At 61.7% G+C, this 14,946-nt stretch carries 12 protein-coding genes; 9 read left to right on the top strand and 3 right to left on the bottom strand.

From position 1 onward, the window contains the following. Window positions 1–631: 631 nt before the first annotated feature. The 5 genes from QN413_RS03590 to QN413_RS03570 all read left to right on the top strand — a co-directional run bounded on the left by QN413_RS03590 (window position 632) and on the right by QN413_RS03570 (window position 8,010). Entirely contained in the window at window positions 632–1,792 is a 1,161-nt protein-coding gene (locus QN413_RS03590; protein WP_323495271.1) for a transporter substrate-binding domain-containing protein, read from the top strand. Further along, window positions 1,789–2,433 (top strand): ANTAR domain-containing response regulator, encoded by a 645-nt coding sequence (locus QN413_RS03585; RefSeq protein ID WP_323495270.1) that lies wholly within the window; start codon window positions 1,789–1,791, stop codon window positions 2,431–2,433. Before QN413_RS03590 ends, QN413_RS03585 begins: the two co-directional genes overlap by 4 nt. 157 nt (window positions 2,434–2,590) lie before the next feature. Further along, on the top strand, window positions 2,591–3,373 hold the full coding sequence (locus QN413_RS03580; protein ID WP_323495269.1) for a class II aldolase/adducin family protein: 783 nt from the start codon (window positions 2,591–2,593) through the stop codon (window positions 3,371–3,373). Window positions 3,374–3,502: 129 nt separating this feature from the next. Next, window positions 3,503–4,768, top strand: coding sequence for an arsenic transporter (locus QN413_RS03575; RefSeq protein ID WP_323495268.1), 1,266 nt, complete (start codon window positions 3,503–3,505; stop codon window positions 4,766–4,768). Window positions 4,769–4,851: 83 nt separating this feature from the next. Beyond that, the gene (locus tag QN413_RS03570) at window positions 4,852–8,010 is read left to right on the top strand and encodes an EAL domain-containing protein (RefSeq protein WP_323495267.1); all 3,159 of its coding nucleotides are present in this window, start codon (window positions 4,852–4,854) and stop codon (window positions 8,008–8,010) included. A gap of 27 nt (window positions 8,011–8,037) precedes the next feature. On the opposite strand, the gene QN413_RS03565 is transcribed toward QN413_RS03570, so the two are convergent. Then, a complete protein-coding gene (locus QN413_RS03565) occupies window positions 8,038–9,018 on the bottom strand; it encodes an aldo/keto reductase (protein ID WP_323495266.1) in 981 nt (326 codons plus the stop codon). Between the two features lie 319 nt (window positions 9,019–9,337). Between QN413_RS03565 and QN413_RS03560 the strand changes: the two genes are divergently transcribed. Further along, window positions 9,338–9,745 (top strand): hypothetical protein, encoded by a 408-nt coding sequence (locus QN413_RS03560; protein WP_323495265.1) that lies wholly within the window; start codon window positions 9,338–9,340, stop codon window positions 9,743–9,745. A 33-nt stretch (window positions 9,746–9,778) separates the two neighbouring features. Here the strand turns inward: QN413_RS03560 and QN413_RS03555 are convergent, their stop codons facing one another. After that, entirely contained in the window at window positions 9,779–10,096 is a 318-nt protein-coding gene (locus QN413_RS03555) for a hypothetical protein (protein WP_323495264.1), read from the bottom strand. Between the two features lie 219 nt (window positions 10,097–10,315). On the opposite strand from QN413_RS03555, the gene QN413_RS03550 reads away from it, so the two are divergent. The 3 genes from QN413_RS03550 (at window position 10,316) to QN413_RS03540 (ending at window position 12,642) form a co-directional block, all read left to right on the top strand. Next, window positions 10,316–10,561 (top strand): hypothetical protein, encoded by a 246-nt coding sequence (locus tag QN413_RS03550; RefSeq protein WP_323495263.1) that lies wholly within the window; start codon window positions 10,316–10,318, stop codon window positions 10,559–10,561. 103 nt (window positions 10,562–10,664) lie between these two features. After that, the gene (locus QN413_RS03545) at window positions 10,665–12,164 is read left to right on the top strand and encodes an MFS transporter (RefSeq protein WP_323495262.1); all 1,500 of its coding nucleotides are present in this window, start codon (window positions 10,665–10,667) and stop codon (window positions 12,162–12,164) included. Window positions 12,165–12,300: 136 nt separating this feature from the next. Beyond that, complete coding sequence (locus QN413_RS03540) at window positions 12,301–12,642, top strand: hypothetical protein (protein WP_416352124.1); 342 nt, start codon at window positions 12,301–12,303, stop codon at window positions 12,640–12,642. 21 nt (window positions 12,643–12,663) lie between these two features. On the opposite strand, the gene QN413_RS03535 is transcribed toward QN413_RS03540, so the two are convergent. Continuing rightward, window positions 12,664–14,919 (bottom strand): EAL domain-containing protein, encoded by a 2,256-nt coding sequence (locus QN413_RS03535; protein WP_323495261.1) that lies wholly within the window; start codon window positions 14,917–14,919, stop codon window positions 12,664–12,666. Between the last annotated feature and the right edge of the window lie 27 nt (window positions 14,920–14,946).

The raw sequence follows: 14,946 nt of genomic DNA, 5'->3' as shown, positions 1-14,946 counted from the left end.
GCAGCCGCGGCATCTTGTAGTTGACGACCGCCACGCCGACGGTGTCTTTGCTGCTCGATATGTCTCCGTGAATCATGGTTTTTCCTTGGTGAGTTGAGAAAAGCTACTTGCACGCCGAAGTACGCAAAAGACGATCTGCAAATAAAAACGCCCGATCCGACCGAAGTGGTCGTACCGGGCGTTAGTGCCGATTTGCTGGTCAACCAAGCTGTCGACGGCAAAAATAATGTTGCCACCACACTAAATTAACGCGTGATGTGCTGTCAAGGCGTATGGCCGTATATTTTCTAAATTAACTCTTTCCATCCAGTGACTCGTTAAGAGTAGTCTGAAAAACAGGCTCGATCTTTGCATGATCCGAAGCCATGAGCTCCAAACGCGTGATGCCTCCCAAATGGCTTGCCCTGGGCCTGAACCTGTCCAACAAGCAGACCCGCACGCGCGGGTTTCTCGACCACGAATGTCCGTATCCGAGCCAGGGTCGAGCACCCGTTCCGGGCAATCAAGCAGCAGTTCGGCTTCACAAAGGTGCGCTAGTGGAGTCGTGCCGAGAACACGGCGCAGATGTTCACGCTGTTCGAACTGTCGAACCCGTGAATGGTGCGTAGTTCAACCCCGGAAGTGATCGCTTATGGCTAATTCGGACCCTATTCGTGTCGGTGTGCTTTTTTCACGTAACGGCATCACCTCGCGTGTTGAGCTTTCGCAGTTGCTCGGAACCTATTTTGCGATCCGTGAAGTCAATGACGCCGGTGGCATCGATGGCCGTGAGTTGGTAGCCATTCACTACGACCCGGAGTGCATTCCCCGCAACTACCGCTTGCTGGCCGAGAAGATGATTCAGGAAGACGACGTCAACGTGATCTTCGGTTGCTACATGTCGACAACACGAAAGGCAGTGATGCCGGTGGTCGAGAAGTGGCAACGCCTTCTTTTTTATCCGACTCCCTACGAAGGCTTCGAGTTCTCACGGAACATCATCTACACCGGCGCGGCGCCGAACCAAAACAGCGCACCGCTCGCTGAGTACATGTTCAAACATTTCGGCAAGCGCGTCTACCTTGTTGGCAGCGACTACATCTACCCCTATGAGTCGAATCGCATCATGAGCGATTTCATTCTCGAACGTCCCGGCGGTGCCAAGCTTGCTGAGCGCTATGTGCGACTCGATGCGACTGAAAGAGACTTCTTGCCGATCGTTCAGGAGATAAGGGCCATGCAGCCCGATTTCGTATTCTCAACCGTGGTTGGTAAAGGTACGCGCATGCTCTATCAGGCTTACGCGGATGCTGGATTGAATCCTTCAAAGATTCCCATCGCGAGCCTCACGACTGGTGAAGTCGAGGTTTCTGAAATGGGCCTTCGGATTGCTGCAGGGCATATCACGGCTGCGCCCTATTTCCAATCGGTCGATTCGAAAATCAACCGCGCATGCCTTGCGCGCTACAAAGCTCTTTTTGGCAGTCAAGTTGATCCCAACATGTGTTGGGAGGCAGCGTACTTTCAAGTTCACATGTTCGCACGCGCCATGCAACAGGCGGGCTCCGATGAAATCGACCGACTCCTACCGTATTTGCTCGGCAGTGAGTTCGAAGCGCCCCAAGGTCGGGTGTGCATCGACCCTGCCAATCACCACACGCGGCTATATCCACGTATCGGACGGGTGACAACCGACGGTAGCTTCGACATCGTGGCCGAGTCGCTCGATGGCGTTGACCCGGAACCCTACCGCGTCACTCACACGACGGAAGAGAGGCGTGTCCGTAGCAAAGAAGTCAAGGCCCTCCAGTGAATAAAACCGGCGTCGAACGCGGTGTTGCTGGTCGAATGCAGCATTCGACTCCAGACCTGCTGCGCAACCTGCGAAATCTGCGTGTGATGGTATTTCACCCAAAAGACTCTGACAGCGAGCTTCTGGTGCAGCAACTCCAGCGAATTGGATGCCAGGTCATCACTATGTGGCCACCACTCCCCGAATTGCCGGACGCAGTCGACCTGATATTTTGCGCTGTGCTGCCCGATCATGCTGCCGTTAAGTGCACGTGGATGATCGAACAACCGCTGATACCGTTCATTGCCATCATCAGTTACGAAAACCCAACCGTTGTCGATGCTGCGTTGCGGATGGGAGCGCGCGCGGTGTTGGCCACACCCATTCGACCGACCGGAATTCTTTCGTCACTCGCAATGGCAAAGAATGTGCATGCCGAAGTTCGCGATCTGCGGCGAAGGGTGGCACGGCTTGAGCAGAAGCTGCTAGCGGTGAATCAGATCAATGAAGCTAAGGCCATCCTTGTAAGGACGAGAAACATGAGCGATAGCGAAGCCTACCGGGCAATTCGTGAGCAAGCGATGAGCAAGCGTGTACCCATCGAAGAGATCGCGTGTGCGATCGTTCATGCCAACGAGGTTCTGTCACGCTCTGACACGTGATGTGCCGAAGATATGTTCGATCTATGTTGAATCGCCTCAAGATTTTTAGGGCTCAACGACTTCTGGGGCAGTTCAAGGTGCGCAAGCGTCAGTCAGCCTGACGCCCGATCTGTCCAATGACATATGCTCCGCTTATCTTCAGTAACAGGAGTCTGATGTGACGGACATCTTTGCCAAAGTAATACCTACCGCCCGCGATGCATCGATGTCCGACTCGGAATGGAAGGCCCGCCAGGAGCTCGCTTGCGCGTATCGGCTCTTTGACCATTTCGGCTGGCACGAACTGATCTACAACCACATCACTGTTCGTGTGCCAGACACACCCTATTTCTTGATCAATCCGTTCGGACTGAGATACGGCGAAGTTCGTGCCTCGAACCTGGTCAAGATCGACGTTGAGGGTCAGATCATTGGTGAGTCTGCCTACTCAGTGAATCCCGCGGGCTTCATCGTCCACTCTGCCATCCATGCAGCGCGGCCTGACGCGCATGCCGTCGCGCACACGCATACGACGGCGGGTCAAGCCGTCGCATGCCAGAAGGGCGGACTGTTGCCCTTGAGTTTCACGTCGATGTTTTACACAGATGCCATTGCGTATCATGATTTCGAGGGCATCACCCTTGACCGCAGCGAGCGGGAACGCCTTGCCAAAAATCTGGGCAGCAAGTCGTTGATGATTCTGCGCAATCATGGGCTGCTGGCCTGCGGACCGAGCTTGGCACATGCTTTTCTAGACCTGTATCACTTGCAGCGCGCCTGTGAAGTTCAGGTAGTGGCTCAGGCGGCCGGCGAGGCAATGCTGCTACGGCCACCGCCGGAAGCGGCCGTCCGCAGTGCCTTACAACACCGCGTCGCAATGGACAGGGGCCTGGAACCGGCAATGGCATTCGCCGCGATGGCGAGAATGATGATGGAGAAGGACTCGACCTTCCTCCAATAGCAGGGTCGGTTGTCGCCTCCGCCTGGGTTCGCAACATAGGGCGCATGACCGGAGTAAGGCCCGCTCGGGACCCGACCGGAAGCAGCGCGAACGGCCGGCACTGGTGAAATCCGCACCATCGTTCACCTCATGACCCTCGCTCCCCATGAAGCCCACCTCGCAGCCTGGGCCATCGCCGCGCTGACTGCGGCCGGCGTCATCGTGCGGCCATTCAAATGGCCTGAAGCCGTCTGGGCCGTGAGCGGCGCCCTGCTGCTGCTCGTGTCGGGCTTGCTGCCGATCGACAACGCATTGCAAGCTGTCGGCAAAGGATGCGACGTCTACTTGTTTCTGATCGGGATGATGCTGCTGTCTGAGACAGCCCGGCGCGAGGGCCTGTTCGACTGGGTCGCGGCGGTGGCTGTCAATCACTCGCGGAGTTCGCCGCAGCGACTCTTCCTGCTGATCTACGGCGTGGGCGTTGTGGTAACCACTTTTATGTCCAACGACGCCACGGCGGTGGTGCTGACGCCTGCCGTTTATGCCGCGGCGCGCAAGGCCAAGGTCGAGCCTTTGCCTTACCTGTTCATCTGCGCGTTCATCGCCAACGCGGCGAGTTTCGTGCTGCCGATTTCAAACCCGGCCAACATCGTGCTGTACGGCGATCACACACCGCCGCTCGGCCCCTGGCTCGCGCGTTTCGCTGTGCCCTCGTTGCTGTCGATCGTGGCGACCTACGTCGCACTGCGCTGCACGGAGGGTCGCCGGCTTCCGGTCACTTGCCAAAGCAACGTCCAGGTCACGCCGCTCTCGACCGGCGCCCGCTCGGCGCTGGCCGGCCTCGGCCTTACTGCCGTCGCGCTGCTGGTCGTTTCGGCGCTCGACTTGCAGCTCGGCATGCCGACCGCCGTCATGGGTGTGCTGACCACCGCGATCGTGTTGGTCATTGCCCGCGAGTCCCCTTGGGAAACCGTCAAAGGCGTTTCTTGGTCGGTGCTGCCGTTGGTGGCCGGCCTGTTCGTGCTGGTCGAAGCGCTGGCTGCGACCGGCGTCATCGCGCAACTGGCTCGGCAACTGGTCGCGGGCGTGGAGCGATCGCCGGATGCCACCGCGTGGATTTCGGGTGGGCTTGTCGCGGTCGCATCGAACCTGGTCAACAACCTCCCCGCCGGTCTGGTCGCGAGTTCGGCCGTGGCGCTGGCGCACCCGCCGCAGCAGGTCATCGATGCGCTGCTGATCGGTGTGGACCTCGGCCCCAATCTGTCGGTGACCGGTTCGCTGGCGACCATTTTGTGGCTCACAGCGATCCGTCGCGAAGGCGAAAACGTCGGCTTCTGGCGGTTTCTGAAATTGGGCGCCATCGTGATGCCGCCGGCGTTCGTTCTCGCGCTCGGTGCGCGGCTGCTTTTCGGCTGATACCGGCCAATTTCAACGGGGCTCGCGGCAAACAGCCTGTGAGGGCACGCGCCTTGCATCGGTCTGCCGTACTTCGGAGTCATATGCTGCAATTTCTTTCTCGCCGCCTGGGCCGGCTCAGCGTTGGTCGCAAACTACTGGTCATCTATTTGCTGGATCTGACCGCGGTCATTTTCATCAGCGGCATTCTCATCAACGAAAAGTTCATCGCCATCGACTTCGGTCGCAAGGAGATGGCGGGCACGGCCTACATCGCCGAGTTGCGGCCGTCGTTGTTGGCTTTGGCCGGCTGGCGCACCGCCGTCCTATCGCCCGCGTCAGCGTTGCGCCAAGCCGAGCGCTCGCACGGCGACGGCATGCGCAGCAGCGAGGCCAGCGATGAATTCGTCGACGGCATAGAGCAGTTGTCCAAGGCGGCCGATGCGGACAAGGCTGTGGCGGCCCGAATCGTGCTGGAAAGCGGCCGCGCCCTGGTCATCCGCATCGGCAACCAGTCGAACCTGATTCTCGACCCCGACCTCGACAGCTACTACACGATGTCGCTGGTGCTGCTGCGTTTTCCGGAGCTGATGGAGCTGGGTGCCAGCATGGACGCGCAGTTGCACAAGATCGGCGGCCGCGGCTTGGCCCTGATGGAATCGCGCACGCAGTACTTCATCCTCGAAGGTCGGATCGACGCCATAGCGACCGGCATCAACAGCGACTACAGCGAAGCATTTTCTGCAGCGAAAGGTCCGCTCAAAGCGAATCTCGACGCCTCGCGCGTGCGCCTGCTGGCCGGGATCGACCGGTTCCGGCGCTCGGCCCGCAGCGCACTCGAAGCGGGCAGCGCCAGCGAGCTCACCAATTTCGAGGCCGATCAGCAAGCGCTCTTCGCCGACCTCGACAACGCTTGGTCGCTCGCGAGCAAAGAGCTCGACACCATGCTGAGCGCGCGCGAGCACGGCTTCTTCACGCGGATGTGGCTGCACCTGGGCACGGCGTTGTTCCTGCTCATGATGATCCTGACGGCGGTGTTCTACGTCGCCCGGCAAATCTCGGTGCCGCTGCGCCGCCTCTCCGGTGTGGTCGACACGGTGCGCCGCACGGGCGACCACAGCCTGCGCGCGCAGTGGGATAGCGGCGACGAAATCGGACGGCTCGTGCTCGGCTTCAACGACATGCTGGCGCAGCTCGACCGCGAGCGGCGCATTCAGCAGGAGCTGGCCGCCACTGCGCGGGCGGCAGAAGCGCAGCGCGATCTGGTCGCCGCCATTCCGATTCCGTTGATGGTTACCGCCATTCCGGGCCACGAGGTGCTCAACGCCAACGACCCGGCGCAGGCCTGGCTCGGTGGCCGCACGCTCGATCCGTGGGCACTCGGCCTCGACCCTGCGGTGCGCGCGCGGTTCTTCCAGCAGCTGTCGGACCGCAACGCCGTCGATGAATTCGAAGTGCAATGGAAAGGCGGCGCCGAGCCGTCATGGGCCGTGCTGTCTGCGCGCCGGCTCAGCTACCAGGGCCAGGACGCGGTGCTTACCGCCTTCACGCCGATCAACCATCTGAAGTTGATGGAGCAGCGCCTCGAACTGTGGGCCAAGGTGTTCGAGGCGTCGTCCGAAAGCATCATGATCATCGACGCGGAGCACGCGATCCTCACGGTGAACCGTGCGCTGTGCCGCCACACCGGGCATGAGCTTCGCGAATTGATCGGCGCCAAGCCCGAACAACTGCTCGCCGATGTCACGGTGAACCTGGGCGACCTGTGGCCGGTGCTCGACCAGCGCGGCTCGTGGCAAGGTGAAGCGAGCGTGCGGCGGCGCAACGGGATCACCTATCCGGCGTGGCTCATGGCCAGCGTGGTCCGCGACGGCCCCGACAAGATCTCGCACTACATCTTCACTTCGATCGACATCACCGATCGCAAACGCAGCGAAGAGCGCATCCGGTTTCTCGCGTTGCACGATGTGCTGACCGAGCTGCCCAACCGGTCGCTTTGCCTGGAGCGGCTGCGGCTTGCCATGGCGCAGGCGCAACGCACGGGCCAGCGCGTCGGCGTGCTCTTTATCGACCTCGATCGCTTCAAGAACATCAACGACTCGCTCGGTCATCACGTCGGCGACGCATTGCTGCGCTCGGTCGCGCGACGCTTGCTGGAGGCAGTGCGGGTCGGGGACACGGTGAGTCGTCTCGGTGGCGACGAGTTCGTGGTGGTGCTGAACGGCGTGGCCGACAGCGACGAGATGCTGTCGATGGTCGAGCGCCAGCTGATGCCGCTGATCCGACGCACGCACGAGATCGACGGCGTCGAGCTGAATGTATCGTGCAGCATCGGCATGGCGGTCTACCCCGACGACGCCACCGACATAGACACACTGATGCGCCACGCCGACGTCGCGATGTACCAGAGCAAGGCCAGCGGCCGCGACATGGCGCGCTTTTTCACCGCGGAAATGAACGAGCGCGCACAGAAGCGTCTGCACCTCGAGTCGAAGCTGCGCCATGCCATCGAGCGCGGCGAACTGAGCCTGAACTACCAGCCGCGTATCGATGCGCACAGCGGCGAGCCCATCGGCGTCGAGGCCTTGCTGCGCTGGCGCAACGAAGAACTCGGCCAGGTGCCGCCGGCCGATTTCATTCCGATCGCGGAGGAGTCGGGGCAGATCGTGCGCATCGGCGCCTGGGTGATCGCGCGGGCTTGCGAGCAGTACGCTGCGTGGCGCGACGAAGGGCTCGGCGCGGTGCCGGTGTCGATCAACATGTCGGCGCTGCAGTTGCGCGACAGCGAGCTGATCGGCGTGCTGCGAGACGCCATCGAGGTCAACGGCGTGCGCCCGGCGGACATCGAGATCGAGCTGACCGAATCGACGTTGATGGATTCGGCGGAGCAAACACTGGCGCAGTTGCACGCACTCAAGTCGCTCGGGGTGTTGCTGTCGATCGACGATTTCGGCACGGGCTATTCGAGCCTCAACTACCTGAACCGCTTCCCGATCGACAAGCTCAAGATCGATCGTTCCTTCGTGCACCGGATGCTCGACGAGCCAGCCGACCTGGCGATTGCGCGCGCCATCATCGGGCTCGGCCACACCTTGGGTTTGCAGGTGGTGGCCGAAGGCGTCGAGAAGGAGCAGGAAGCCGCAATGCTGCGGGGCGCCAGGTGCGACGAGCTGCAGGGCTTCTACATTGCGAAGCCGATGCCGGCGCAGGAACTGGCGACGTGGTGGATTCGTGAGCGTGAACGGCAGCCCAGCGCGGCTTGAAATTCGGCCTGCACTTCAGGCTGAAATTCAAGAAAACCCGACCACTGCGTGCGGCACGTACGGCGCCTCGAGTGCGGCAATGTCTTCGGCGCTCAGCGTGAGCGCCAGCGCTGCGACTGCATCGTCGAGTTGTTCCAGTTTGGTTGCACCGATGATCGGCGCGGTGATGCCCGGCGTTTGCAGCACCCAGGCCAGCGCGACCTGGGCGCGCGGAACGCCCAGCCCGGCCGCGACTTTAGCCACCGCCTCGACCACGGCGCGGTCGGCGTCGGCCGTTTTCGCGTACAGCGAGCGACCGAAATCATCCGTTTCGACGCGGGCACTGGTGGTGTCCCAATCGCGCGTCAGGCGGCCGCGCGCCATCGGGCTCCACGGAATGACGGCGATGTTCCGGTCGCGGCAGAGCGGCAGCATCTCGCGCTCTTCTTCGCGGTAGAGCAGATTCACGTAGTTCTGCATCGATACGAAGCGCGTCCAGCCGTGCGCGTCGGCAACCGCGAGCGCACGCGCGAACTGCCACGCGAACATCGACGATGCGCCGATATAGCGCGCCTTGCCCGCCTTGACCACGTCGTGCAGCGCTTCCATGGTTTCTTCGATCGGTGTGCCGTAGTCCCAGCGATGGATCTGATACAGGTCGACATAGTCGGTGCCTAGCCGCTTCAGGCTGGCGTCTATCTCACCCATGATCGCCTTGCGCGACAAGCCGGCGCCGTTCGGACCAGGCCGCATGCGGCTGTTCACCTTGGTCGCAATGACGACGTCTTCCCGGCGTGTGTAGTCGGCCAACGCACGGCCGACGATCTCTTCGCTGCTGCCATCCGAATAGACGTTGGCGGTGTCGAAGAAGTTGATGCCGAAGTCGAGCGCCTTCTTCAGGAACGGGCGGCTCGCCGCCTCCGGCAAGGTCCACGGGTGATTGCCGCGCTCGGGTTCGCCGTAGCTCATGCAGCCGAGGCAGAGGCGCGACACCTGAAGGCCGGTCTGACCGAGACGAACGTATTTCATGGACGGCTTCTTTCTTGGTTTGCTGGATCGATGCGTCATCATGACAGCCGAATCTGTGGAGTTCTGCCCAGTCCCCAAATGTCAACTGTCTGTAACTCGTTCGACTTTCGACGCAGCCGTTTAACAATCGTGCGAACTTTTGGTTACACACGACATGAACTCACCTCGTTGGCTTGGCAGACTTCGCCACATCCTCGCTGGCTTTGGGCCGACACGCGGCAAACGCGCGTCCACGAAGTCGAGGGTCGATGCTTCGGCAAGGTCTGCCACGCGGTCGTCGCCTCTGCCTAGAACCGATGCGCGGCCCATACCCGCGAAAGTGAAGGAGGCAGCGCCGGCCACTGCCACGGTAATCACCTTGACCGTGCCGGTCTCTGTGCCGGTGTCCCTCAAAGCGGCAACCCCGGTGAAAGCCGCACCGGCACTCGCGCTGGCACTCGCACCGACGCCCGCACAGATGCCCACACACACGCCTGCAATGGCCTCAACCCCGCGTACCGGCAAGCCGCAACGCACGCTCGTCGAAGTCCGGGCCGACCTGGCGCGTCTGCGCGAAAGTTCGCGGGAGCGTCAGGCAGAGCGCGAACGCACGCACGACACTAACTTTGCACCGACTGATTTCATGGACTTTTCCGAGCACGAGATGCAGCCGGTCAAGCCGCAGCCGGCATTCGCTCCCACGGCCTATCTGGACTTCGGCGCCGCCAGGGCGCGCCAAAGACGCTAGAGAAAAAGGCGCCAACCGGGCGCCTTTCGCCGCTCAGCCGCTTTCCACGGTCACACTGGAATCACAGCCGCGGCCCGCAGCGACGAATCGGTGAGCCCAGTGCGCGACCCACGGCGCGGCCCGTCGCAAAGCTTTCGGCAAGAAGTTGGCAGGCTGCTCGATCAACCCGCACCGATAGGCGCCCTGGTCGTCGTTCCAGATCAGCGCCGCACAGGCGCCGCGCAATCGGCGGCTGACAATCGCACCCGCAGGACACGGCTCGCTTACGCAGCACACGCCGCAGCCGTTGCAGGGCTGGCCCGCATCCGGCTTTGCCGGCGCGGCGACATGAAGGTGGATCACCCGGTACATCCATCGATGATCGGCACAACCTGGCGCGCCGATGCCCGGAATACGGGGACCGGAAGCCAGCTGTTCGGTCCAAATCGCTGATCTCAGAAGTTTTGTAGGACAAAGCCGTCTGAGGGCATAAGTTGTGAAATTAATGCTGGCCTGCAGCACAAATAGTAATCACAATTGCTTACATGGTCGGTTTAACTTTTTCCCAATTCATCGCCTGAGGCCCTCTCCGTGTTGACACTCGCCAACTACTTTCCGGGCACCTCCCGACTGAGCATCAAGGACCTTCGCGAAGTGGCCTACACGGTTCGATGCGACCCCAATCGCGATGGCGGCGCGTCCGAAGCCGTCGCCCGCGCACTCGAATCCGTTGCTGCACTGCGGACGGCACGCCTCGCCAAAATCCGCCGGCACGACGAGCTCAAGGCGATGTCGGTGTTTGAACGCGTTTCGCAATGGGCCGTGGCGCGCATCTGACCCGATAAGGTGCGAGAGCCCCAGCGTCGGCAAGGGCCGACGCTCGCCGATAGGATGTAGGCCGCCGCTCGGCGTCGAATCGATCGACGTTCGCGGGACCGAAATGACATCTTCCGCCGAATCCGTAAAGACAACCCATCGTCCGCTGGTGATCGCGGCGGTCATGGCCTCCATGGCCATGGTGGCGATCGAGGCCACCATCGTCTCGACGGTCATGCCGCAAATCGCGTCGCAGCTCGGCGGCCTGCATCTTTACAGCTGGGTCTTCGCGTCCTTTCTGCTGGCACAAACAGCGATGACCGTGGTCTTCGGCAAGCTCTCCGATGTGTATGGTCGCAAACCCGTGATGCTGATCGGCATCGCGATCTTTCTGCTGGGTTCGGTACTCGCCGGTTTCGCGTGGTCGATGCCCGCCATGATCTGTTTCCGGCTTATTCAGGGCGTCGGCGCGGGCGCCGTGCAGCCGGTGGCGCTCACCATCGTCGGCGATCTGTATCCGGTGCGCGAACGCGGCAAGGTACAGGGCTACCTGGCCAGCGTATGGGCCATTTCCGCGGTGCTCGGACCAATGCTCGGCGCGCTCATCGTGCAAAAGCTGTCGTGGGGCTGGATCTTCTGGATGAACGTGCCGATCGGCATCGCAGCCGCAGCCGGCTTCTGGCTTTTCTTGCGCGAAGCACCGATCGCACGGCGCGGCTCGATCGACCTGATCGGCGCGTTTTTGTTCACGCTCGGCATCGCGGCCCTGATGATTGCGCTCACCGAGTTCGGGCTCGGCCACGAGGGCGCCGCGATGGGCTGGGCGCTGGTGTTCGTCATCACGCTGGGACTCTTCGTGATGCAAGAGCGGCGCGCACCCGATCCGATGGTGTCTTTCCAGCTGTGGGGCCGCCGCGTCATCGCCACGGTCAACGGCGCTGCGATTCTGTCGGGCATGGCGCTGATCGGCATCACCACGTTCTTGCCGATGTACGTGCAGGTGGTGCTGAAACATTCGTCGGTCGTCGCCGGCCTGGCGTTGACGATGGTGATGCTCGGCTGGCCCATCGGTGCCACGCTCGCATCGCGAACCTTTCAGCGCTTCGGCCTTTGGCGCCTTGTGTTAACGGGGTCGGTGCTGGTGCCGTTCGGTGCCCTCGCCTTCGCGACGATGGGGCCGGAGACATCCGTGTACATCGCCGGCGTCGGATCGTTTCTGGTAGGGCTCGGCATGGGATTGCTCAGCCTGAGTTCGCTCATCCTGATCCAGGAATCGGTCGAGATCACGCAGCGCGGCAGCGCCACGGCTTCCAACATTTTTTCCCGCAACCTGGGCAGCGCGTTGGGAGCGACCTTCTTCGGCGCGGTGTTCAATTACGGGCTGACGCAAGCCGGAACGGCTGGTGGCGCGGGCTTGTTCACCGAAGACCAGCTGCGCCAATTGCTGCAGGGGACGCTGACTTCTCCTGCCAGCGAAATGGCAATTCGGCTGACGCTCGCGGGTTCGCTGCATCTCACCTTCGTCACGATGCTCGCGATCAGCCTGGCGATCGTCGCGCTGGCGTTTTTGTTGCCTCGCCACGGGCTGGAAATCCGGCCGCTGGCAGTGCAGCGAGAGGGCTGACCTGGCGGGCTGCCCTCGGCTGCTCCCCGTGCGCCCACCGCTTTGCTCTGCAACGTCGCGTGCACCGCATCCAGCCGATTCGCCACGTGGGGTTCGACAAAGCAACGACGTAGGGCGGCGACCACAGCTTTGTGCGATGGCCGCGCACAAGGGCGGCGCATCGGGCGGGGTTCATTGCCTGATCGCCTACGGACAAGCGATTCCTGCAATCACAGCGACCGCAGCGTCGCCCACCGGACATCCCGCTTTGGACCTGCTCTCCCTCATTCAATGGCCCGCGTTCGCGGCGTCGGTGGTCGCTGCATGGCTGGTGGCTTCCAGCTCGAAGCCGAGGCGCAACGTGGGTTTTTGGATTTTCCTTTTAAGCAACGTGTTGTGGGTTGCTTGGGGCATCCACACTTCGGCTTATGCCCTACTGGCTTTGCAGTTTTGCCTCGCTGCAATGAACATCCGCGGGCTTCTCAAGACCGAGGCCTGAGGACCTCGATCTGTTGTCTGCTCAGCACAGACGCAGCACGTTCCTGGTCGGCCTGACGATCGGTGGCATCGACAACGAAAGTCCTTCTCGCAGCAACGCTTCGGTCTGCAGCAACGGCAGCGGCGCACTGAAATAGTAGCCCTGAATCTGCTCGCAACCGTGGTGCCTCAAGAACGCCAGCTGCGCCGCGGTTTCCACCCCTTCGGCTATTACTTCCAGCTTGAGATTGTGTGCGAGCCGGATGATCGCCAGCGTGATGGCGGCGTCGTCGGGCGTGGCGATGATGTCCCTGATAAAAGCGATATCGATTTTCAACTTGTCGATGGGAAAACGCCGGAGATAGGCCAGGCTCGAATAGCCGGTGCCGAAGTCGTCGATCGAGATCTTCACGCCCTGCTGCTTCAGCTCCTGCAGGCTCGTGAGCGTGCGCTCGGTGTTAGACATGAGCGAGCCTTCGGTCAGCTCGAGTTCGAGCAGATCGGCCGGAATCTCGTTGCGTGCCAGCGCCAGTACAACGTGCTTCGCGAGGTCGCTCTCGACGAACTGACGCTCCGCCACGTTGACCGAAACTGCGACCTCGCCGATCGGCGAGCGAAGCCACTCGCCGATCTGTCGGCACACGGTGTCGATCACCCAATTGCCGACGCGTACGATCAAACCGCACTCTTCCATCATGGGGATGAAAGCGCTGGGTGAGATCAGGCCATGACCCGGCCGCTGCCATCGCAACAAAGCTTCCAGACCTGACACCGTGCCGTCGCTCAGGCGCACTTTGGGCTGGTAATAGATGACGAACTCGTCGTTATCGACCGCTCGCCGCAATGCCATTTCGAGATCGTGTCGGGCTATTGCGTCCAGGTTCATCTGCGCTGTGAAAGAGCACCACGTGTCGCGCCCGGTTTTCTTGGCGCGGTACATCGCGATGTCGGCGTACTTCAGCAGCGTTTCGGCGTCCGTCGCGTCTTCCGGATAAAAAGTGATGCCGATGCTCGCCGTCAGGACCACTTCGTGGCCCTGCAGATCGAATGGTGCGCGAAGCACGTCGCGTATTTTTTCGGCCACCGCGCAGGCGCTCGGCGCCAGCGCGTCCAGTGTCAACATCAGGCCGAACTCATCGCCACCGAGCCGACCGATCGCGTCATGTCGGGTAATGCAACGCAACAGCCGTGCGCTGAAGTGCAGCAACAGTTCGTCACCGATGGCGTGACCCAGCGTGTCGTTGACGTTCCTGAACTGGTCCAGGTCGACGATCAGCACCGCCAGCGGCGCTGTGCCACCAGCGCTCGGGCTCACGTTGTTGCGCAGCGTTTCGTGAAACAGCGACCGGTTCGGCAAATTGGTCAGCGCGTCGTAGTTCGCAAGCCGATGCAACTGGCGCTCAGTGGCTTTCCGTTCACCAACGTCCCGCACCAGCGCCACGATGAGCCAGCTGTTGCCGAACCGCTGGGCCAGTCGCTCGACTTCCACCGTCACGATGCTCCCGTCCTTGCGGCGCAGATCGACTTCCGATTGCTGGGTCGGACCGAGTCCGTCAATCGCCGCATCGAATATGCCTTCAACCTGTTCGACCGTGACGTTGCCCAGGTTCGCCGGCCCGCGCTCGAACATCTCTGCACGCGAATAGCCGAGCAGTTCGCAGGCAGTCGTGTTGACCTCGACAAAACGCATGGTCTGGCGGTCGACCAGAAAAATCGCATCGGCGGTGGCATTCATCGCCGTACGAAATCGCTGCAGATCCGCGTTTCGCGCCTGCACCTGGCTCGCGAGCAACTCGGCATGCCGGCGCAGCAAATCGCTCGACGCTTTCAGGCGAAGCAGGTTGCGTACGCGCAGCCACAACTCGGCACGATCGATCGGCTTCGTCAGGAACTCTTCGGCGCCGGCTTCCAGGCCAGCCAAACGCGACTTCGCGTCGACCTTCCCGGTGACCATGATGATGGGAATGTCGCAGGTGGTGACATCGGCCTTCAGGCTCTTTGCAACGGCATAGCCGTCCATGCCGGGCATTGCGACGTCGAGCAGGATGAGATCGGGTGCGCACTCGGCAATGAAAGAAAGCGCCTGGGGTCCGCTGCAAGCGCACTGAATGGTGTAGCCCTCGGGCTTGAGCAGTGCTTGCAGCAGGCGCCGGTTGATCGCGTTGTCGTCGACGATCAACACCGTGGCGGACTGCGCGAGGCGTGTGTTTTGCGACGCGCGTGGCTGGCGCGCTTGATCGGGCTGCAACGAGTCGATTGGAAGGGAGTGAGGGAGAGATACCGGTGCAACTTTGCTCATGCACCGTCATTTTCCGATCGACCCGTC

Source organism: Variovorax sp. LG9.2 (genome assembly GCF_035018885.1).
GTDB lineage: Bacteria > Pseudomonadota > Gammaproteobacteria > Burkholderiales > Burkholderiaceae_C > Variovorax.
Note: the sequence above shows the minus strand (reverse complement) of the source record. Positions and strands in the feature narration are given on the sequence as shown.